At 72.8% G+C, this 19,889-nt stretch carries 23 protein-coding genes; 7 read left to right on the top strand and 16 right to left on the bottom strand.

What is annotated here, in order from left to right:
- Positions 1 to 59: 59 nt before the first annotated feature.
- From ACYVID_RS06175 to ACYVID_RS06145, 7 genes are all read right to left on the bottom strand, one after another.
- Positions 60 to 749, bottom strand: coding sequence for a DUF3105 domain-containing protein (locus ACYVID_RS06175; protein ID WP_460735442.1), 690 nt, complete (start codon positions 747 to 749; stop codon positions 60 to 62).
- Between the two features lie 49 nt (positions 750 to 798).
- Positions 799 to 1,401 carry a DUF305 domain-containing protein gene (locus tag ACYVID_RS06170; RefSeq protein ID WP_460735440.1) on the bottom strand — a complete coding sequence of 201 codons (603 nt, stop codon included), beginning with the start codon at positions 1,399 to 1,401 and terminating at the stop codon, positions 799 to 801.
- Positions 1,398 to 1,568, bottom strand: coding sequence for a hypothetical protein (locus ACYVID_RS06165; protein WP_460735438.1), 171 nt, complete (start codon positions 1,566 to 1,568; stop codon positions 1,398 to 1,400). The genes ACYVID_RS06170 and ACYVID_RS06165 overlap by 4 nt, the downstream gene beginning before the upstream one ends.
- Before the next feature lie 110 nt (positions 1,569 to 1,678).
- On the bottom strand, positions 1,679 to 1,978 hold the full coding sequence (locus tag ACYVID_RS06160; RefSeq protein WP_460735436.1) for an MTH1187 family thiamine-binding protein: 300 nt from the start codon (positions 1,976 to 1,978) through the stop codon (positions 1,679 to 1,681).
- Positions 1,975 to 2,490: a SigE family RNA polymerase sigma factor gene (locus ACYVID_RS06155; RefSeq protein ID WP_460735434.1), complete on the bottom strand. Its 516-nt coding sequence runs from the start codon at positions 2,488 to 2,490 to the stop codon at positions 1,975 to 1,977. Before ACYVID_RS06155 ends, ACYVID_RS06160 begins: the two co-directional genes overlap by 4 nt.
- Positions 2,477 to 3,790, bottom strand: a complete 1,314-nt coding sequence (locus ACYVID_RS06150; RefSeq protein ID WP_460735432.1) for a hypothetical protein — start codon at positions 3,788 to 3,790, stop codon at positions 2,477 to 2,479. Before ACYVID_RS06150 ends, ACYVID_RS06155 begins: the two co-directional genes overlap by 14 nt.
- A gap of 113 nt (positions 3,791 to 3,903) precedes the next feature.
- Entirely contained in the window at positions 3,904 to 6,711 is a 2,808-nt protein-coding gene (locus tag ACYVID_RS06145) for an aconitate hydratase (RefSeq protein ID WP_460735430.1), read from the bottom strand.
- Between the two features lie 178 nt (positions 6,712 to 6,889).
- On the opposite strand from ACYVID_RS06145, the gene ACYVID_RS06140 reads away from it, so the two are divergent.
- The 3 genes from ACYVID_RS06140 to ACYVID_RS06130 are packed head-to-tail and all read left to right on the top strand — an operon-like array spanning position 6,890 to position 9,518.
- Positions 6,890 to 7,684 carry an ABC transporter permease gene (locus ACYVID_RS06140; RefSeq protein ID WP_460735428.1) on the top strand — a complete coding sequence of 265 codons (795 nt, stop codon included), beginning with the start codon at positions 6,890 to 6,892 and terminating at the stop codon, positions 7,682 to 7,684.
- Positions 7,681 to 8,526 carry an ABC transporter permease gene (locus ACYVID_RS06135; RefSeq protein ID WP_460735426.1) on the top strand — a complete coding sequence of 282 codons (846 nt, stop codon included), beginning with the start codon at positions 7,681 to 7,683 and terminating at the stop codon, positions 8,524 to 8,526. The genes ACYVID_RS06140 and ACYVID_RS06135 overlap by 4 nt, the downstream gene beginning before the upstream one ends.
- Positions 8,523 to 9,518 carry an ABC transporter ATP-binding protein gene (locus tag ACYVID_RS06130; protein ID WP_460735424.1) on the top strand — a complete coding sequence of 332 codons (996 nt, stop codon included), beginning with the start codon at positions 8,523 to 8,525 and terminating at the stop codon, positions 9,516 to 9,518. Before ACYVID_RS06135 ends, ACYVID_RS06130 begins: the two co-directional genes overlap by 4 nt.
- Before the next feature lie 9 nt (positions 9,519 to 9,527).
- Here the strand turns inward: ACYVID_RS06130 and ACYVID_RS06125 are convergent, their stop codons facing one another.
- A complete protein-coding gene (locus ACYVID_RS06125) occupies positions 9,528 to 10,643 on the bottom strand; it encodes a class I SAM-dependent RNA methyltransferase (protein ID WP_460735421.1) in 1,116 nt (371 codons plus the stop codon).
- Entirely contained in the window at positions 10,640 to 12,658 is a 2,019-nt protein-coding gene (locus ACYVID_RS06120) for an APC family permease (protein WP_460735419.1), read from the bottom strand. The genes ACYVID_RS06125 and ACYVID_RS06120 overlap by 4 nt, the downstream gene beginning before the upstream one ends.
- A gap of 73 nt (positions 12,659 to 12,731) precedes the next feature.
- Between ACYVID_RS06120 and ACYVID_RS06115 the strand changes: the two genes are divergently transcribed.
- The gene (locus ACYVID_RS06115; RefSeq protein ID WP_460735505.1) at positions 12,732 to 13,379 is read left to right on the top strand and encodes a potassium channel family protein; all 648 of its coding nucleotides are present in this window, start codon (positions 12,732 to 12,734) and stop codon (positions 13,377 to 13,379) included.
- Entirely contained in the window at positions 13,379 to 14,050 is a 672-nt protein-coding gene (locus ACYVID_RS06110) for a potassium channel family protein (protein WP_300643341.1), read from the top strand. The genes ACYVID_RS06115 and ACYVID_RS06110 overlap by 1 nt, the downstream gene beginning before the upstream one ends.
- Before the next feature lie 17 nt (positions 14,051 to 14,067).
- Here the strand turns inward: ACYVID_RS06110 and ACYVID_RS06105 are convergent, their stop codons facing one another.
- The 4 genes from ACYVID_RS06105 to dut are packed head-to-tail and all read right to left on the bottom strand — an operon-like array spanning position 14,068 to position 16,440.
- Positions 14,068 to 14,793, bottom strand: a complete 726-nt coding sequence (locus tag ACYVID_RS06105) for a DUF3159 domain-containing protein (protein WP_460735416.1) — start codon at positions 14,791 to 14,793, stop codon at positions 14,068 to 14,070.
- Complete coding sequence (locus ACYVID_RS06100; RefSeq protein WP_300643338.1) at positions 14,790 to 15,152, bottom strand: OB-fold nucleic acid binding domain-containing protein; 363 nt, start codon at positions 15,150 to 15,152, stop codon at positions 14,790 to 14,792. Before ACYVID_RS06100 ends, ACYVID_RS06105 begins: the two co-directional genes overlap by 4 nt.
- A gap of 9 nt (positions 15,153 to 15,161) precedes the next feature.
- Positions 15,162 to 15,884: a DUF3710 domain-containing protein gene (locus tag ACYVID_RS06095; protein WP_460735414.1), complete on the bottom strand. Its 723-nt coding sequence runs from the start codon at positions 15,882 to 15,884 to the stop codon at positions 15,162 to 15,164.
- A 58-nt stretch (positions 15,885 to 15,942) separates the two neighbouring features.
- Positions 15,943 to 16,440 (bottom strand): dUTP diphosphatase, encoded by a 498-nt coding sequence (gene dut, locus ACYVID_RS06090; RefSeq protein ID WP_460735502.1) that lies wholly within the window; start codon positions 16,438 to 16,440, stop codon positions 15,943 to 15,945.
- 39 nt (positions 16,441 to 16,479) lie between these two features.
- Here dut and ACYVID_RS06085 point away from each other — a divergent pair, with 39 nt between their 5' ends.
- Both ACYVID_RS06085 and ACYVID_RS06080 read left to right on the top strand, forming a co-directional pair.
- The gene (locus ACYVID_RS06085) at positions 16,480 to 16,950 is read left to right on the top strand and encodes a DUF3093 domain-containing protein (RefSeq protein ID WP_460735412.1); all 471 of its coding nucleotides are present in this window, start codon (positions 16,480 to 16,482) and stop codon (positions 16,948 to 16,950) included.
- A gap of 39 nt (positions 16,951 to 16,989) precedes the next feature.
- On the top strand, positions 16,990 to 17,268 hold the full coding sequence (locus ACYVID_RS06080) for a DUF4235 domain-containing protein (protein ID WP_460735410.1): 279 nt from the start codon (positions 16,990 to 16,992) through the stop codon (positions 17,266 to 17,268).
- A gap of 76 nt (positions 17,269 to 17,344) precedes the next feature.
- Here the strand turns inward: ACYVID_RS06080 and ACYVID_RS06075 are convergent, their stop codons facing one another.
- The 3 genes from ACYVID_RS06075 to ACYVID_RS06065 form a co-directional block, all read right to left on the bottom strand.
- A complete protein-coding gene (locus ACYVID_RS06075; protein WP_300643330.1) occupies positions 17,345 to 17,635 on the bottom strand; it encodes a DUF4193 domain-containing protein in 291 nt (96 codons plus the stop codon).
- Between the two features lie 148 nt (positions 17,636 to 17,783).
- Positions 17,784 to 18,635, bottom strand: a complete 852-nt coding sequence (locus ACYVID_RS06070; RefSeq protein WP_460735408.1) for an inositol monophosphatase family protein — start codon at positions 18,633 to 18,635, stop codon at positions 17,784 to 17,786.
- Positions 18,632 to 19,801, bottom strand: coding sequence for a ferrochelatase (locus ACYVID_RS06065; protein WP_460735406.1), 1,170 nt, complete (start codon positions 19,799 to 19,801; stop codon positions 18,632 to 18,634). Before ACYVID_RS06065 ends, ACYVID_RS06070 begins: the two co-directional genes overlap by 4 nt.
- Positions 19,802 to 19,889 lie beyond the last annotated feature (88 nt).

Here is a 19,889-nt window from a genome sequence, read left to right as displayed (position 1 = left end):
ATGAGGGGACCTCGGGGGCGGCAGGAGCAGGGGCAGTCCTGGCGATCGGCCCTGGGCCGTCAGACCTGAGTGACGCCCGGGTCCGCGGGCGGCTCGATGCCGCCCGCGCACGAGGCCATCGGCTCGGGCGCGGTCTCGCCGTTGCCCAGCTGGGCGATGAAGAGCGGCAGGCGGGGGTCGTCGGCGCCGGTGAGGGCGAGCCGACGACCCCAGACGGTGACGACAACCGGGGCGTCCAGGCCGACCCAGGGCGTCATGATCCCGTTGTCCGGCAGCAGCTCGGCCAGCGCCTCGCGGTCGTCCTCGTCCAGGTCGGGGTCGTGGGCGATCACCACGGTCCCGTGCTCGAGGTCGTGCACCAGGTTCTCCGCCGGCACCTGCTCGTCGTAGACGCCGCAGTCCAGCCAGCGGTCGGCGTGCGGTCCACCGACCGGCGGCTCGGTGGGGTAGTCGACGTCCTCGTCGGTGTGGGTCGTGGGCAGGTCCTCGAAGGCCTCGACCGCGTCGAGGGTCAGGTCCACGGGCTCCGGGCGGGCCCGCTCCGCCACCTGTGGCAGGACCATCGCCGCGGTCATCACGAACAGCACCCCGAGGAGCGCGACCGCGACGACACCGAGGCGCGCACCGCGGCCGAGGCCCCGCCGCGCGGGCGGTCCGGCGGCGGGCTCGGTGCTCGGCTCGTGCTCCGGTCCGAGAGGGGGCCCCTCGCTGCCGTCGCCGGGTGACGTCTGCTCGGCCGGGTCGCTCACGACGCCGAGGGTAGTGGGGGAACCCCAGGTGGCCGGGCGGCAGTTCGGGTCAGGCGGGGCCAGGCGATGCAGGGGCCATCGGGAGCCGGTCCACCACGAGGCGCGACGCTGCGGCTGCCCGCTCCCCCTGCGCGTCGAACTCGGGAACCGGCCGCTCCTGCGCCTCCTGCTCCGAGGTCGCGGGCCCGTTCGCGTCGATGTCGTCGAGCAGCCACTCCATCTCCGCGATCTCGCGGACCTGGGCGTCCCGGATGCCCTGGGCGAGCTCCTGCACCCGGACGTCGTCGAGGTCGGCGCGCTCACTGGTCAGGATGGCGATCGAGTGGTGCGGGATCATGCCGAGCATGTACGCCTCGTCCTCGACCAGCACCTGGCTCTGCGAGAGCCCGAGGGCCGTCCCGCCCACCACCAGCGCCCCCGCGACGATGCCGACGTTGACGGCGGTGCGGGGATACATGGACCACATGAAGCCGAGCATGATGATGGCCATCGCCGAGCCCATCAGCACGGCCATGTAGATGCGCTCCTCACTGACGTGCGCATGCTCGATGTCGAAGAGGTTCGTGTAGGTCAGCACGTACATCGTGACCGTCGAGGTGGCGATCATCAGCCCGAAGCGCGCGTAGGTCCGTCCGGTGCCATGGTCGTTCATCGGGAGGGTCCTTCCTGTCGGTGGCAGTCAACGAGCGCGCCGAGATCGCCGGCGCTGGAGCGTGGGACGACGCTGAGGCTGCCGTTGAGCTTGGCCAGCGTCCGCTTGCCCGAGACGCGCAGCACGAGGACCAACCCGGCGTAGGTCGTCGTGCCGACGAGCAACACCCGCACGAACCTGCGACCACGTGTCGAACCACATGGAGGCCGCGTACCCGTCGGAGCAGGAGGTAGCCCTTCGCACGCCCGGACGGGCGAGCCGGACCAGGTCGGCCCGGTCAGTCCCTGAGCAGCCGCTCGACCCGCTCGACCTTCGCGGTGAGCTGCCCGTCCCAACCGGGGCGGATGTCGGCCTTGAGCACGAGGCCGACGCGGGGCGAGACCTCTGCGACGACGTCGACGGCCCGCTTGACCACGGCCATCACCTCGTCCCACTCGCCCTCGATGTTGGTGAACATCGCATTCGTCTCGTGGGGCAGGCCCGACTCCCGCACGACGCGTACGGCGGCGGCCACCGCCTCCGAGACGCTGCCGGTGTCGTCGCTGCTGGTCGGGGAGATGCTGAAGGCCACGATCATGGCGCCACCGTATCCACGGCCTCCGGCGCCGCCTCGGGGACCAGCACCCGCAGCCGGGCCAGGGCGTCGCGGCCGTGCGACTTCACCGTGCCCAGCCCGATCCCGAGGACCTCGGCGGTCTGCTGCTCGGTGAGGTCGTCGAAGTAGCGCAGCACCACGACGGCGCGCTGTCGCGGCGACAGCTCGAGGAGCGCGCGGCGCAGGACCTCGCGGTCGGTCGGGTCGCGGGTCTCTGCTGCCGTGTCGGGGAGAGTGCCGGTGCTGACCTCCCGCCACCGACGGCTGCGCCAACGGTTGGTGACCTCCCGCGCCAGGACCGTGCGCACGTAGGGCTCGGGCCGGTCCGCGATCCGCGACCACCGCGGCCAGGCCTTGACCATCGCCGTCTGCACGAGGTCCTCGGCGTGCCCGTGGTCGCCGGTGAGGAGGTACGCCGTGCGCAGCAACGCCTGGCGCCGGGCGGCCACGAACTCCTCGAAGGAGTCGCGCGAGCTGCTGTCAAGCCTCGACACGTCGCCTCCAGCCCAGGACCCACAGACCGGCCACGAGCGCCACGAATCCGACCAGGCCCGCGACGAGCCGCGGGTCCCAGGGCCGGTCCGGCTCGGGGAAGTCGCGGGGCGCCACGGCCAGGAGGTCGGTCGCCAAGTCGTCGAAGCCCGGTTGAAGGTCGGGGCCAGCGTCGATGAGCACGCTGCGCTCCCCCGTCGACAGCGAGAGGGTCTCGATGAAGGCAGGGGTCGGGTCCTGCTCCGTGTCGCGGGTCGTGAAGGCGATCGTGTCCTCGTCGATCCAGGCGACCGCGGCCCAGACGTCGTCGTCGAGCACCAGCTCGGGCTCCTCGGCTTCCGTCCGGGCGACGACAAGCCGGTTGGGGTTCTTGTTGCCGCGCGGGTAGGCCACCGCGGAGCCGTCCGGCGACAGTGCGCTGACGTTCCCGTACCTGGAGCCGACGACGTCCGGCCCGGACCGCTTCCCGGTCCTGACGTCCAGGACCGAGCGCCGGCGCCAGGAGAGCAGGACCTGCCCCTCCCCGTTTCCCGCGTCGACGTAGGCATCCATGCCGAGCGCGACCGGTCCGACCGGTCCGTCCGGCTCCCACACCCGCAGCCCGACCCGGTCGATCGCACCGCCCTGGTCCCGCGGGGGCGCGTCGTCGCCGACGCGCCACTGGGCCCAGCGCGTGACGAGGGCCGCGGAGTCGGCCCACACGATCTGGTCGTCGACGGCGAGCCCGTGCTCGGTCTCCACCTGGTGGCGCACCACCTCACCGGTGACCGCGTCCCAGACCGCGAGGCCGACGACGGGCACCTCCTGGCCGCCCGAGGTCTGGGGTGAAGCCGACGGGTCACCCGTCAGCCAGTACGCGACCCGCGAGCCGTCCGGCGACAGCGCCCACCCCCGGCCCGCGTCGTCGGGAAGTTCCAGGAACCGGTACTCACCCGTCGTCGCCGACACCCCGACGGCGGCGTTGCCGGAGGAGAACCACCCCTTCCGCTCGGCGGTCATGACCGCCGCCAGCGGACCCGTCGGCTCTCCGTCGGTGCCGGGGAGCCAGGGGCTCGGCGCGTAGAAGCGGGCCGGGAGTGCCGGTGCGCTGCCCGGGGCGGCGGGGTCGACCCCGGGCGAGCGCTGCCAGGTGTCGATCCCGACCAGCGACAGGACGGCCAGCACGGCGACGGCCGCGAGCGCCGCCGTACCTGCTCGGCGCCGGCGGTGGACGCGCGCGGCGCGGTCCCACAGCCCCGGGTCCGGCGTGGCGGCAGGGGCGTCCGCGGCGAGGTCGACCAGGCGGTCGTGCAACATGCTCATGTCCAGGTACACGTCCCGAGAGAGGTGGACGGAGGGGGGCTCCCCGCATCTTCACGCAGAAATGTCTCGTGCCCCCGGTCCCACATGGGGACCGGGGGCACGAGCGGGCTGGGTCAGCCCTTCAGCAGCGACCGCAGCACGAACGGCATGATGCCGCCGTTGCGGTAGTAGCTCGCCTCGCCCGGGGTGTCGATCCGCACGACCGCGTCGAACTCGACGCCGTCGGCCTTCACCTTGACCGTGCGCGGGGTGGTGCCGTCGTTGAGCTCGGTGATGCCGGTGATGGAGAAGGTCTCCTCACCGGTCAGGCCCAGGCTCTCGGCGCTCTCGCCCTCGGGGAACTGCAGCGGGATGACGCCCATGCCGATGAGGTTCGAGCGGTGGATGCGCTCGAAGGACTCGGCGATGACGGCCTTGACGCCCAGCAGCGCGGTGCCCTTGGCGGCCCAGTCGCGCGAGGAGCCGGAGCCGTACTCCTTGCCCGCGAGCACGACCAGCGGGATGCCCGCGGCGATGTAGTTCTCCGAGGCCTCGTAGACGGTCGTGACGTCGCCGCCAGCGGTGAAGTCGCGGGTCACGCCGCCCTCGGTGCCGGGGGCCAGCTGGTTGCGCAGCCGGATGTTGGCGAAGGTGCCGCGGATCATGACCTCGTGATTGCCGCGGCGAGAGCCGTAGGAGTTGAAGTCCCGCTGCTCGACACCGTGCTCGGCGAGGTAGCGACCGGCCGGGCTGTCCTTCTTGATCGCACCAGCGGGGCTGATGTGGTCGGTGGTGACCGAGTCGCCGAGCTTGAGGAGCACGCGGGCGCCCTCGATGTCGGTGACCGGCTCCGGCTCCTCCGGCATGCCGTCGAAGTAGGGCGCCTTGCGGACGTAGGTGGAGTCCTCGTCCCAGGTGAAGGTGTTGCCCTCCGGGGTGGGCAGCGAGCGCCAGCGCTCGTCGCCCTTGAAGACGTCGGCGTAGGAGTCGGCGAACATCTGGGAGTTGATCGCACCCGCGATCGTCTCCTCGACCTCCCGCGGCGAGGGCCAGATGTCCTTGAGGAACACCTCGTTGCCGTCGGTGTCCACGCCCAGCGGGTCGTTGAACAGGTCGACGTCCATCGAGCCGGCCAGCGCGTAGGCGACGACCAGCGGCGGGGAGGCGAGGTAGTTCATCTTGATGTCGGGGCTGATCCGGCCCTCGAAGTTGCGGTTGCCCGAGAGCACCGAGACGACGGCGAGGTCGTGCTCGTTGACGGCCGCGGAGACCTCGGGGATGAGCGGACCGGAGTTGCCGATGCAGGTCACGCAGCCGTAGCCGACGAGGTTGAAGCCCAGCTTGTCGAGGTACGGCGTCAGGCCGGCCTTCTCGTAGTAGTCGGAGACCACCTGCGAACCCGGTGCGAGCGTGGTCTTGACCCACGGCTTGCGCTGGAGGCCCTTCTCGACCGCCTTCTTGGCCAGCAGGGCGGCGCCGATCATCACCGAGGGGTTGGAGGTGTTGGTGCAGGAGGTGATCGAGGCGATCGTCACCGCGCCGTGGTCGAGGGTGAACCTCGTGCCGTCCTCGAGGGTGACCTCGACCGGCTTGCTCGGGCGGCCGCCGTCGGTCGGGGCGCAGGAGGCCCAGTCCTTCGGGGGCGCCTGGCCGGCGTCGGAGGAGGAGACCGGGTCCGAGGCCGGGAAGGTCTCGTCGACGGCCTCGTCGTAACCGGTGGGCTCGCCGCCGTCACCGTCGACGTAGTCGACCAGCGCGGCGCGGAAGCCGGCCTTGGCCTCGGTGACCTCGACCCGGTCCTGCGGACGCTTCGGGCCGGCGATCGAGGGGACGACCGTGGACAGGTCGAGCTCGAGCTTCTCGGAGTAGCGCGGCTCGGCGGAGGGGTCCAGCCACAGCCCCTGCTCCTTGGCGTAGGTCTCGACGAGCGCGATCTGCTCCTCGGACCGGCCGGTGAGGCGGAGGTAGGTGGTGGTCTCCTCGTCGATCGGGAAGACCGCGATGGTCGAGCCGAACTCGGGGCTCATGTTGCCGATCGTGGCGCGGTTGGCCAGCGGCAGCGCGGAGACACCGGGGCCGTAGAACTCCACGAACTTCCCGACGACGCCGTGCTTGCGGACCATCTCGGTGATGGTGAGCACGAGGTCGGTGGCCGTCGAGCCCTCGGGCAGCTCGCCGGAGAGCTTGAAGCCGACCACGCGGGGGATGAGCATGGAGACCGGCTGGCCGAGCATCGCGGCCTCGGCCTCGATGCCGCCGACGCCCCAGCCGACGACGCCGATGCCGTTGACCATGGTGGTGTGGCTGTCGGTGCCGACGCAGGTGTCGGGGTAGGCCAGGAGCTCGCCGTCGACCTCGCGCGTGAAGACGGTGCGGGCCAGGTGCTCGATGTTGACCTGGTGCACGATGCCGGTGCCCGGCGGGACGACCTTGAAGTCGTCGAAGGCGCCCTGGCCCCACCGCAGGAACTGGTAGCGCTCGCGGTTGCGCTCGTACTCGATCTCGACGTTGCGCTCGAAGGCCTCCGGGGTGCCAAAGACGTCGGCCATCACCGAGTGGTCGATGACCATCTCGGCCGGGGCGAGCGGGTTGATCCGGGTGGCGTCGCCGCCGAGCTCGGCCATCGCCTCGCGCATGGTGGCGAGGTCGACGACGCAGGGCACGCCGGTGAAGTCCTGCATGATCACGCGCGCCGGCGTGAACTGGATCTCCTTGTCGGGCTGGGCGGTCTCGTCCCAGCCGGCGAGGGCCTTGATGTCCTCGGCGGTGATGTTGGCGCCGTCCTCGGTGCGCAGGAGGTTCTCCAGGAGGACCTTGAGGCTGAAGGGCAGGCTGTCGACGTCGAGCCCGTCGCCCTTCACCGCATCGAGGCGGAAGATCTCGTACGACGTCCCGTCGACGTCCAGGGTGCTCTTGGCACCAAAGCTGTCCTTGCTCGCCACTGCGTTCTCCTCTGTCGCGTCTGCGCCGGGTGACCCCGGCCATCCTGCCACCCCGCGGCCTCAGCCGAGAGGGTCATATCTCTTGACGTCAAGATACATGACATCGAGTGACCGCGCAGCACCCGCACGGGTCGTGTCGGCTCGGACCACCGGCCCGGGCTGCGTAGAGTCCCCCGCCGTGCGCCCCTACGCCCTGCTGGTCCTCGCGGGCTTCCGGCAGCAGTCGGCGTACCGCCTGGCCGCCCTCGCCGGACTGGTCGCGAACACCACCTTCGGCTTCCTCAAGGTGGCCATCTTGCTGGCCACCGTCGAGGCGGCCGGCGGCGAGCTGAACGGGTACGACGCCGGCAGCATGGCCGCCTACATCTGGATCTCCCAGGGCCTGCTCGGGTCGGTCAACCTGTTCGGCCGCACCGAGGTCGCCGAGCGGATCCGCACCGGCGACGTCGTCGTCGACTTCTTGCGTCCCCTCGACGTCCAGGGCGCCGCCGTCGCGACCGAGGTCGGGCGCAACCTGTTCGCCCTGCTCCCCCGCGGCATCCCCTCGGTCCTCGTCGGCGCGCTCGTGGTCGGGATGACGATGCCGACCAGCCCGCTCCCCTACGCCCTCGGGCTGGTGAGCGTCCTGCTCGGCATCACCGTCTCGGTGACGACGGTCTACCTCGTGGCCGCGACCGGCTTCTGGTTGGTCGAGACCCGCGGGGTGCAGATCCTCTACATGGTCGTCTCCGGCTTCCTGGCCGGGCTCTTCGTGCCGATCAGCCTCTTCCCCGCCCCGCTGCTCGCGCTGGCCAGCGCCACCCCGTTCCCCTCGATGCTGCAGTACCCCGTCGACGTCCTGTCGGGGCGCGTCGAGGGCGTGGCCGCGCTCGGCCTGGTCGCCGCCCAGGTCGCCTGGTTGGTCGCCACCGCTGCCCTCGGGCACGTCCTGACCCGCCGCGGGCGGCACAAGCTGGAGGTGCAGGGCGGGTGACCACCTCCTCGAACCCCTCCGCGGGCCCGCGCACGCTCCACGGCAGCCGCTGGACGCCGTACCGCGCCGTCCTCGGCTCGCGCGTCCGCTCGCAGGCCAGCCACCGCGCCAGCTTCGGGCTCGACCTGGGCAGCTCGCTGCTGGTCGGCATCGTCGAGCTCGCCGAGGTGGCGGTCCTCTTCACCAGCGTCAGCGCGATCGGCGGCTTCGACCTGGCCGCGATCCTGCTCGTCTTCGGGCTGGCCGACCTCTGCTTCTCCGTGGCCGACATGGTCTTCGGGCACTGCGACAACCTCCCGGAGTACGTCCGCACCGGGCGCCTGGACGTCTTCTACCTCCGCCCCCAGCCGCTGCTCCTTCAGCTCGTCACCTCCGACGTGAGCCTGCGTCGGCTCGCCCGCGCGGCCGTCGGGCTGGTCGCGCTGGTCGTGGGGCTGGCGGTCAACGAGATCGCGTGGGGCCCGGGCGCCGTCGCCCTGCTCCTGCTCGCGGTCGTGAGCGGGACCGCGACCTTCTCGGCCATGTTCGTGATGGCCGGCGGCCTGCAGTTCTTCCTCGTGAACGGCGCCGAGATGACCAACGCCTTCGTGTACGGCGGTCGGTACGCCGCCACCCAGCCCGGCTCGGTCTGGGGCCGCCCGCTGGTCGTCGTCTTCGGCTTCTTCTTCCCCATGGCCTTCACCGCCTACCTGCCCGTCACCACGCTGCTCGGCCTGCCCGCCTTCGCCGGTCTCCCCGGCTGGGTCGGCTGGGCCGCGCCGGTGGCGGCGGTCTGGGCGTGGCTGGCGGCGCTGCTGGCGTGGCGCACCGGGGTCCGGCACTACCAGGGAGCAGGCGGATGAGCAGCGAGCCGACCACCGAGACGCCGATCGTCGAGACGCCGATCATCGAGACGACCGGGTTGACCCGGACCTTCCGGGTCCGCGACGGCCTGGCCCGACGCACAGTGGTGGCCGTCGAGGACCTCTCCCTGCGCGTGCAGCCAGGCGAGGCGGTGGGCTACATCGGCGCCAACGGCGCCGGGAAGTCGACGACCATCAAGATGCTCACGGGCATCCTCGTGCCCACCTCCGGCGAGGCCCGCACCTGCGGCCTGCGGCCGGTGGCCGACCGGCGCCGGCTCGCACGGCAGGTCGGCGTCGTCTTCGGCCAGCGCTCCCAGCTGTGGTGGGACCTGCCGGTCGGCGACTCCTTCGGCCTGCTGGCCGCGATCCACCGCCTCTCCCCCGCCGACGCCGCCTCCCGCCGCGACGAGCTGGTCGCGCAGCTGGAGCTCGAGGAGTTCTGGACCACGCCCGTGCGCCAGCTCTCGCTGGGCCAGCGGATGCGCGCGGAGGTCGCCGCCGCCCTGCTGCACCGGCCCCGCCTGGTCATCCTCGACGAGCCGACGATCGGCCTCGACGTGCTGAGCAAGCAGCGGCTGCGGGAGTTCCTCGTCGCCGAGCGGCGCGAGCACGGCACCACGCTGCTGCTGACCACCCACGACATGGGCGACGTCGAGCGGCTCTGCGACCGGGTCGTGCTGGTCGACCGTGGCCGCACCGTCTACGACGGCGACCTGGCCGGGCTCTCCCGCACCGTCGGCGCGCAGCGGGTCATGACCGTCGACCTCGCAGAGGCCGTGCCCGGCACGGCCCTCACGCTCCCGGCCGGTGCGACCCACCTGGGCGAGGAGGGTCACGGCCTGCGCCACCGCATCGGCTTCGACGCCGAGCAGGCCACCGCGGCGGCCGTCCTGGCCGCCGTCAGCACCGCTGCCGAGGTCCTCGACCTCTCCATCGAGGAGCCGGACGTCGAGGACGTCGTGCGGAAGGTCTACGCGAGCCGGAGGTAGGCCCCCGGGTCAGTCCCGCTCGAAGACCGCCACGCACTCGACGTGGTGGGTCATCGGGAAGAGGTCCAGCCCGCGCAGCGAGCGCAGGGAGTACCCCGCCTCGGCGAGGTACGCCGTGTCGCGCGCCAGCGCGGCCGGGTCGCACGCCACGTAGGCGATCCGACGGGGGGTGCGGCGCGCGACCTCCCGGACCACCTTGCGGCGGGCGCCGGTGCGCGGCGGGTCCAGGACCACCAGGTCGACGGCGCCGCCCATGATCGGGCCGCGCGGCTTGGCCAGGACCCGCTCGACGTCGCCGGAGACCGCCTCCCACCGACCGGGCAGCGTCGCGAGGTTGGTGCGGGCGTGCTCGACGGCCTCGCGGTCGCCCTCGACCATCCCGACCGTGCCGGTCACCCCCGCGGCGTGTCCGAGGAAGCGGGCGAAGAGCCCGACCCCGGCGTACAGGTCGAGCACGCGGTCGCCGGCGCGGGGCTCGAGCCCGGCCAGCACCGACTCCACGAGCACCTCGGCGGCACCGGGGTGCACCTGCCAGAAGCCGTCGGCTGCGACGGAGAACTCCACGCCGCGCACGGTGTGCAGCTGCTCGCCCGGGACGCGGCCGGCGGCGTCGATGCGGCAGTCGTCGACCTCGACGACCTCGTGGGAGCGGTGCTTGCGCATGCCCTTGCCACCGTCGGGCAGGGAGACGTAGCGCTGGCGGGTACGCCAGCGCAACCCGTCGAGGTCGCCGGGGACGGCCTCGACCTCGACGTCGACCTCCAGCTTCGCCAGGCGCTGCATCTGCTCGCGCACGACCGCCGCCTTGAGCGTCCGTTGCGCGGGCAGCGCGACGTGCTGCAGGTCGCAGCCGCCGCAGCGGCCGGGCCCCGAGAACGGACAGGGCGGCTCGACCCGGTCCGGGGAGGCCTCGAGGACCTCCACCGCGTCGCCGCGCCAGAAGCGGTCCCCCTCGACGCCCTCGGTCACCTCGACGACCACGCGCTCACCGGGCAGCGCGTGGCGCACGAACACCACGGGCCCCGACTCCGGGCGCAGCACGCAGTGCCCGCCGTGGGCGACCGGGCCGACGATGCCCTCGATGCGCGTGCCGATCGCGCTCGGCCCCGACGCTGCGGCGCTCACTGGTCCCGCGCCCGGCCGCGACGCAGGTCGCCGGCGTGCACGCGCTGGTCCTCGGAGAGGACCCGCTCGCGCGCGAGCTCGGAGGAACGCAGCTGGTAGGGCACCGAGATGACCATCACTCCTGGGGTGAAGAGCAGGCGGCCCTTGAGCCGCAGGGCGGTCTGGTTGTGCAGCAGCTGCTCCCACCAGCGGCCGACGACGTACTCCGGGATGTAGACCGCGACGACGCCGCGGGGGTTGGCCCGGCGGATCGCGGTGGCGTACTCCAGGATCGGGCGCACGAGCTCGCGGTAGGGCGAGTGCAGCACCTTGAGCGGCACGTCGAGCCGGCGCTCGTCCCACTCCGCCATGAGGGCGGAGGTCGCCTTCGGGTCGGTGGCGACGTAGACGCCCTCCAGCACGTTGGGCCGGGTCGCCTTGGCGAAGGCCAGGGCCCGCAGGGTCGGCTTGTGCAGCTTGGAGACCAGGACCATCGCGTGCACCCGGGTCGGGAGCACCTTGTCGTCCTCGTCCGCGGCCAGCTCCAGGGCGACCTGGTCGTAGTGCTTCCGCACCCCGCTCATGAGCAGGTAGAAGGTGCCCATCGCCAGGATCGCGATCCAGGCGCCGGCGAGGAACTTGGTGAGCACGATGACCACGAAGACCGCGGCGGTGAGGGCCAGGCCGACGGTGTTGATCAGGCGCGAGCGCTGCATCCGGGCCCGGTCGGCGGGGTCGGTGACCGTGGCCAGCTCGCGCGTCCAGTGCCGGATCATCCCCATTTGGCTGAGGTTGAAGGAGACGAAGACGCCGACGATGTAGAGCTGGATCAGCCGCGTGACCTGGGCGTCGAAGGCGACGATCAGCGCGATCGCCATGACGGCGAGGAAGACGATGCCGTTGCTGAAGGCGAGCCGGTCGCCGCGCTGGCCCAGCGCCCGCGGGGCGAAGCCGTCGCGGGCCAGGATCGAGCCGAGCACCGGGAAGCCGTTGAAGGCGGTGTTGGAGGCGAGCACCAGGATGACGCCGGTGGCCAGCACGACGAAGTAGTACGCCGGGGAGAACCCGTCGAAGACGCCCTCGGCGATCTGGGCGATGAGGGTGTCCTGGCTCCCGGAGACGACGCTCCCGTCGGCCGCGAGCAGCCGGTCGCCCTCGTGCGGGTCGACGTAGCGCACGTCCATCAGGTTGCCGAGCGCGACCACGCCCATCATCAGCACGATCGCGACCATCGCCAGCAGCGCGAGCGTGGTGGCGGCGTTGCGACTCTTGGGCCGGCGGAAGGCCGGCACCCCGTTGGAGATGGCCTCCACACCGGTCAGCGCCGCACAGCCCGAGGAGAAGGCGCGCGCGACGAGGAACACGAGCGCGATGGTGGTCAGCGTCCCCTCGTAGCCCTCGGCCTCCACGATGGTGTACGCCGCGCTCTCGGCCGCCGGCAGCGTGCCGGTGGCCTGGCGGAACAGCCCGAAGCCGATCATCCCGACCAGCCCGACCATGAAGGCGTACGCCGGGAAGGCGAACCACGCCCCGGACTCCCGCACGCCGCGCAGGTTGACCAGCGTCAGCGCCACGACCAGCACCGAGGCGATGAGGGCCTCGTGGCCGATGACGAAGTCCAGCGCCGACGCGGCGTACTGGGCCGCCGAGGAGAGCGAGACCGCCACCACCAGCACGTAGTCGACGATGAGCGCGCTGGCGACCGTGATGCCCGCCCGGGGACCGAGGTTGACCATCGCCACCTCGTAGTCGCCGCCGCCGCTCGGGTAGGCGTGGACGGTCTGGCGGTAGGACGCCACGACGGTGAGCATCACGACCGCGACGGCGGCGGCGATCCACCACGAGTACGCGTAGAGGCTCACCCCCGCCAGCGACAGGATGATGAAGATCTCGTCGGGCGCGTAGGCGACCGAGGAGAGCGCGTCGCTGGCGAAGACGGGGAAGGCGAGCTTCTTGGAGAGGAGCGTCTCCCCCATCTGCGAGCTGCGCAGCTTGCGGCCCAGCAGGATCCGCTTCGAGACGTCGCCGACACCCACGGTCGGGAAGGCTACGGCACGTGCGGCCCCTGAGCCCCCTTGCGGCTAGCGTGGGCCCGTGCACGTCGTGATCATGGGCTGCGGCCGGGTCGGCTCGACCCTCGCCCGCTCCCTGGAGGACCGCAACCACACCGTCTCGGTGATCGACTCCGAGCCGGACGCGTTCCGACGTCTCGGACCCGGGTTCAACGGGGACAAGGTCGCCGGCATCGGCTTCGACCAGGAGGTCCTGGAGAAGGCCGGCATCCGGCGCGCCGACGCCTTCGCCGCGGTCTCCTCCGGCGACAACTCCAACATCATCGCCGCGCGCGTGGCCCGCGAGACCTTCGGGATCCAGCAGGTCGTCGCCCGCATCTACGACCCCGGCCGCGCCGAGGTCTACCAGCGCCTGGGCATCACCACCGTCGCCACCGTGAAGTGGACCGCCGACCAGGTCCTGCGCCGGATCCTCCCGGCGGGAGCCGAGCCGGATTTCCGCGACCCCAGCGGCACCATCCGGGTCGACCACATCACCGTGCCGGAGGCCTGGATCGGGCACCGCACCATCGACCTGCAGGTGCAGTCGCGCTCCCGCATCGCCTGGATCGACCGGCTCGGCGAGGGCATGCTGCCCACCCGCGACACGATCCTGCAGGAGGGCGACATGCTCCACCTGGTCATCCGGGAGGAGACCGCCCCCCACACGTTCGCGGTCCTCGACAAGGGACCGGAGGAGAGCTGATGCGCGTCGCCATCGCCGGAGCAGGTGCCGTGGGCCGCTCCATCGCCCGCGAGCTGATCGGCAACGGCCACCAGGTCCTGCTGATCGACAAGAACGCCGACGCGATCAAGCCCGAGCGCGTCCCCCACGCCGAGTGGCTGCTCGCCGACTGCTGCGAGATGTCCTCGCTGGAGGAGGCGCGCCTCGACCGCTGCGACGTGCTCATCTCCGCCACCGGCGACGACAAGGCCAACCTGGTCGCCTCGCTGCTGGCCAAGACCGAGTTCGGCGTGCCGCGCACCGTGGGCCGGGTCAACCACCCCAACAACGAGTGGCTCTTCTCCGAGGCCTGGGGCGTCGACGTCAACGTCTCCACCCCGCGGATCATGTCCGCACTGGTCGAGGAGGCCGTCACCGTCGGCGACCTCGTGCGGCTGTTCACCTTCCGCCAGGGCAACGCCAACCTGGTGGAGATGACGCTCCCGGCCGACAGCCCGTACGTCGGCAAGCCGGCCGGCCTGGTGCCGCTGCCGGAGTCGTGCGTGCTCGTGACGATCCTTCGCGACGGGCAGGTCTACACCCCCGACCCCGAGCAGCCGGTGGAGTCCGGCGACGAGCTGCTGTTCGTCGTGCCGGCCGAGAAGGAGGACGAGCTCGAGCGGCTGCTCGCGCCGTCGGCGCACGGCGGCTAGCGCCGGCTCGGCCCGGGTCAGGCGGTCGGCGGCTGGGCCGTCGGCTCGACCGGCGTGCGGTCGCGCCCCAGCACCCACAGCATCGCGCCGAGCGCGGCCAGCTGCAGGGGCCAGCCCAGGGCGATCTTGAGCACCCCCAGCGCGGCGATCGCGAAGTCGACGTCGAGCGAGCCGCTCCACCCGCCGATCCACAGCGGGGCCTGGAGGGCGACCCGGACGACGCACGGGACCGCGAGCAGCCAGGTCAGCGTCGTGCACAGCTTCACGACCTGCTTGTCGTGGTGCCAGGCGGTGACGTCACCGGTGACCGAGCCGACCATGAAGCCGACCAGGGGCCAGCCGACGAGGCAGGTCAGCGCCATGACCACGGCGTACCCGCCGTTGTAGAGCAGCCCGGGCAGGAAGTAGGCCAGTGCCTGCTCGTCCTCGCTGCCACCGCGGCTGGCAGCGAGCCGCACGAAGAACCAGCCGATCCCGATGCCGACGAGCGCGTTGACGACGAACTGGACCGTCGAGCGCTGCACCAGCCGCACGGCGAGCAGCACCAGCGCGGCGCCGACGCTGACGGCGAGCGCCAGCTGGATCTCGCGGGTGCTCAGCCACAGGACCGTGAAGACGATCGTGGGGGCGGCGGCCTCGAGCATGCCGCGCCGGCCGCCGAGCGCCTTGCTCAGCTGGGCGCGGACGACCTGCTCGACCGTGACGCCGGGGCTGCTTCCCGGCGCGACCTCGTGGGTGCTCACGGCAGCAGCTGGTAGCGGGGGTTGAAGATGACCCGCTGCCCGTCGTGGACGCCGACGCGGCCCTCGACCGCGATCGAGACGCCCGGGTCGATGCCGACGATCCGCCGCCGGCCGAGCCAGATGATCGTGATGGCCCCGGAGCCGTCGTACAGCTCGGCCTCGAGCGCGGGGACCCCACCACGAGGGCGCAGGGTCACCGTGCGCAGGGTGCCGCGCACGTGGACGCGGCAGCGGTCCTCGCACGCGGCGACCGAGTCCTCACCGGCCTCGGTGGACGTGCGGCGCAGCTCTCGGGCGTGCTGGTCGGAGCTGCTGGCCCAGCGGCTGATGGAGCGGCGCAGGCGGGACTTCTCGGCCACGCGAGGAGCCTACGTGCCCGGAGTGGTGTCGCCCGGCTGGGCAGCGCCGGGAGCGTTGCCGGAGGGCTTGCTGACCGCCGGTGTCGTGGCGGCCGGGCCGAGGCGGCGGGCGCCCTCGGGCAGCGAGAGCGGGAGCGGCTCGCCGACCGGCATGGCGCCCTCGCCGCGGCGCACGACGACGGTACGGATCACGGCGTCCCAGCGGGCGCGGTTCTCCCCGTCGCGGGCAGCGCCCCCGATGAGGGTGGCGCGCAGCATCCAGCGGGTGCCGTTGATGCCGATGATGCGCGAGCGCTGCTGGCCGGTGCGGCCGTCGGTCAGGGTGCGGGTGAGCTCGCACGCCAGCTCCGGACCCCACGTGCCGTCCACCTCGGTGGCGGTGCCGCCGCGCTGGGCCATGTCGGAGGCGATCTGCGGGCGCACCTCGCTCCAGAGGTCGCCGTGGCGGGGCGCGGCGAAGGCGCGCAGCTCCAGCGCCCCGTCGGGCGCGGTGAGCAGCACGGCCTGCACGTCGCCGCTGGCCTCGTCGACCTGCAGGCGCAGCTCGGTGCCGGACGTGGGGGTGATGAGCAGGGATCCCAGGTCGACGCGCTGGACGCCCTCGGGCAGCTCGGGCATCTCGCTGACGTCGTGCGGACCGGCCGGCGCGGTGGCCGCGGCGGTGTCCTCGCCCGCGCCGGGGCCGGGGGTCTCCGGCTGGGCGTCGTCAGCGGACTTGCGGCGGAATCTCACGGGTGCTCCTCGAGGCGTGGTCTGGTCGGGGCTCGGGGACTGCTCGCAGGCTCCGCACTCAGGCTGTGCCGGACGAGGCGAGCCCGAACCCACCGGTAGAACCGTAGCCCCCGGCACCCCTGGAGGAGTCGGGCAGGGCGTCGACCTCCACGAAGCCGGCCCGCTCGACGCGCTGCAGCACCAGCTGCGCGACCCGGTCCCCGCGGCGCAGCTCCACCGGCTCGCGCGGGTCGAGGTTGACCAGCAGCACCTTCACCTCGCCGCGGTAGCCCGCGTCCACGGTCCCGGGCGTGTTGACGATCGACAGGCCGTGCCGGGCGGCCAGGCCCGAGCGGGGGTGCACCAGGCCGACGTACCCCTCGGGGATCGCCAGCGCGACCCCGGTCGGCACCAGCGCCCGCTCCCCCGGCGCCAGGACGAGGTCGACGGTCGTGAAGAGGTCCGCGCCGGCGTCGCCGGGGTGCGCGTAGGACGGCAGCGGCAGCTCTCGGTCCAGCCGGACGACGGGTACGGGCAGGTCGGCGGGCAGCTCGGCGGCGCGGTCGGGGGGAGCCAGGTCGGTCACCCTTTCCACGGTAGTGCGAGGATCGGGGGCGTGGACACGGCCTCCCCGACGCACTACCGCGAGCGGCTCTCCGTGCCCATCCGCTGGTGGGCGCAGGGCACGATGCTCGTCGCCAGCCTCTGGCTCGCGGTCATCGTCGCCGTCCCGGGCGCCGTCGCGTGGGCCGTGACCGGCGCCGCGGTCGCGCTCATGGCCACCCTCTTCCTCACGTACGGCGCCGCGCTGGTCAGCGTGGAGGACGGCTGGTTCCGCGCCGGCCGCGCGCGGGTCGAGCTGCGCTTCGTCGGCGAGGTCGTGCCGCTGGACGCGGAGGCGACCCGCCTGGTCGCCGGTCGCGACGCGGACGCCCGCGCCTACCTGCTGCTGCGGCCCTACCGGAAGAAGGCGGTCAAGGTGTCGCTCAGCGACCCGGCCGACCCCACGCCGTACTGGCTGGTGAGCACGCGGCGCCCCGACGCGCTGGCCGCGGCCCTCACCCGGGCGGTGGAGTCGGCGACCTGACCACCCGTCCGGACCAGGTGCCGGGCTAGGGTCCGTGCCATGTCGAAGACGTGGTCGGTCATGGAGAAGGGCTCGGGCATCGGCGCCGCGATCGTGGCGCGCAAGGCCCTGACGACCGGGTGGTCGAAGGCCGCGCGGCGCAAGCCGCCGGAGAACCCCGCGGACCCCGACGTCGCGCTGGTCGAGGCGATGGCCTGGGCGGTCGCGACGGGCGCTCTCATCGCGGTGGCGCGCACCCTGGCGATGCGGGGCGCTGCGCGGTACTACGTGAAGTCCACGGGCCACCTGCCCCCGGGACTGGAGAAGGACGGGCAGTAGCCCGTCCTTCTCCACGCGTCGTCGCTGCGGTGGTGCCCGGCCGGTCCAGCCGGGCGCTGCTCAGGCGCAGGTGCGCTCAGGAGCAGTCGAAGCAGATCATCTTCTTGGCGTCCGCCAGCTGCGAGCGGTGGTGCACCAGGAAGCAGCTCATGCAGGTGAACTCGTCCTCCTGCTTGGGCTTCACCTCGACCGCGAGCTCCTCGTGGGAGAGGTCGGCGCCGGGGAGCTCGAAGTTCTCGGCCGCCTCGGTCTCGTCCTCGTCGACCTTGCCCGAGCTCTTGTCGTGCCGGCGTGCCTTGAGCTCCTCGATGCTCTCCTCGGAGGAGTCCTCCTCGTTCTTGCGCGGCGCGTCGTAGTCGGTTGCCATCCTCGTCACACTCCCCTCGTCCTGCTCGTCGTCCTCGGTCCCACTCGGCGGCACAGTGTGCACCATCGCTCCGGCGGGGTGCACACCGGCTCGGTGTGGCCGCCGGTGAACAGTGGGTGACGGTGGGCTATTCCCCCCACCCGCATCCTCACCCCGCCGTCGGCCCCTCGGCGGTGTAGCCCGCCGCCGTGACGGCCTCGAGGAACTCCTCGAAGGCCCCTGCCGGGGCACAGACCAGCAGGTCGCGCCCGGACGCCCCGGTGAGCAGCTGCCACCGGGCTCCCGCCGCGCGGGCGACCAGGGTCGCGGCGGCGTGGTCCCACAGGTTCACGCCCTCCTCGACGTAGGCGTCGAGGTGCCCGGACGCCAGCAGGCACAGGTCCAGGGCGCAGCTGCCCAGGCGGCGCACGTCGCGCACGCGGGGAAGCAGGTGCTGCAGCGAGGCGGCCTGGCGGGTCCGGACGTCGCGGTCGTAGGAGAAGCCCGTCGCCACCAGCATCAGGTGCAGCGGCTGGGACTCGCGGACGCGCACCGGCGACCCGTCGCGGGTGCCGACGGGGTGCCCGTCCTCGAGGTGGGCGCTCCAGGTGGTCCCGCTCGGGACCTCGAGGACGGTCCCGGCGACCGTGCGCCAGCCGTCGGCGCCCTCGACCTGCGCGGCCACCGAGACCGCGTGGCGGGGCAGGCCGTAGAGGAAGTTGACGGTCCCGTCGATGGGGTCGAGCACCCAGCGCACGCCGGTGGTGCCGGCCTCGTCCTCCCCCTCCTCGCCCAGGATCGCGTCGCCCGGACGCGCCGCGCGCAGCCGCGCCCGCAGCAGCTCCTCCGCCGCCCGGTCGGCCGCCGTCACGACGTCGACCTCGCTGGACTTCGTCGCCGCGACCTCGACCCGCCCCTCGGCGTACGTCCGGACGAGCGCGGCGGCCTCGCCGGCCACGACCGTCGCCAGGGCGGCCAGGTCGCGGGGCTCGTGGACGCCGACGCCGGAGCGGCCGCTCACACGCTCGCCGGGGTGTCCCGGCCGCACAGGGCCGGGCGCTCGGCGCGCGGGTTGGCGCAGCAGCCGACCGGGCAGACGTTCCACATCGGCCCGATCTCGCCCGTCGCGGCGGGGGCGACTTCCTCGCCGCGCTCGAGGGCGGCGCGCTCGACGAGCAGGTCGCGGACCATAGCCACGAACCGCGGGTCGGTGCCGGCGGTCGCCGCGCGGGCCGCGGGCAGGCCGAGCTCCTCCGCCGTCGCGAGCGCCTCGGTGTCGAGGTCGTAGACGACCTCCATGTGGTCGGAGACGAAGCCGACGGGGATCACGACCGCGGCCCGCGCGCCGGCGCCGTGGAGCTCGGTGAGGTGGTCGTTGACGTCCGGCTCGAGCCAGGGCACGTGCGGGGAGCCCGAGCGCGAGCAGTAGGTCAGCGCCATCTCGTGCTGGGTGCCGGTCTCCTCGGCCACCCGCGCGGTGATGGTGCGGGCGACGTCGAGGTGCTGGGCGACGTAGGCGCTGCCCTCCTCCCAGTGGCGCTCGGGGTCGCCGCTCGTGGCGCTCATCGCCGTGGGGATCGAGTGGGTCACGAAGACCAGGTGGACGTCGGCCCGCACGTCCTCGGGGAGCTCGGACAGGGCGGCGAGCACCGCGTCGACGTTGGGCTCCACGAAGCCGGGGTGGTTGAAGTAGTGGCGCAGCTTCTGCAGCTGCACGGGCGAGCCGGCCGGGCCGCCGAGCGGCTCGATGGCGTCCCAGAGGTTCTCGCGGTACTGCCGGCAGCTCGACCACGAGCTGTAGGCGCTGGTGACGAAGCACGCGGCCCGCGTGATGCCGTCCTCGGCCATCTGCTGCAGCGTGTCCGCGAGGTAGGGGTCCCAGTTGCGGTTGCCCCAGTAGACCGGCAGGTCGATCCCCGCGCCGGCCAGGTCCTCGCGGATCGCGGCCAGCAGCGCCCGACACTGGTCGTTGATCGGGGAGCGACCGCCGAAGAGGAAGTAGTGCTCGCCGACCTCCTCCAGCCGCTCCTTCGGGATCCCGCGCCCGCGGGTGACGTTCTCGAGGAACGGCACGACGTCCTCGGGCTTCTCGGGACCACCGAAGGACACGAGGAGCAGCGCGTCGAAGGGGCGGACGTCGGGGGTCGCGTCGGGTGCGGCGCCGGCGGCCGGCTCGGGAGCGGTCATGACGCCATCGTAGGAACCCGCCCCACCACCCTGCCGGTGCGAGGACGCCGCGTGCCCGGATTGGTGGGGAGTGGTCCCGCCGCCTAGG

Source organism: Nocardioides ginkgobilobae (assembly GCF_054781275.1).
This window is presented reverse-complemented; position numbering and strand designations above follow the sequence as displayed.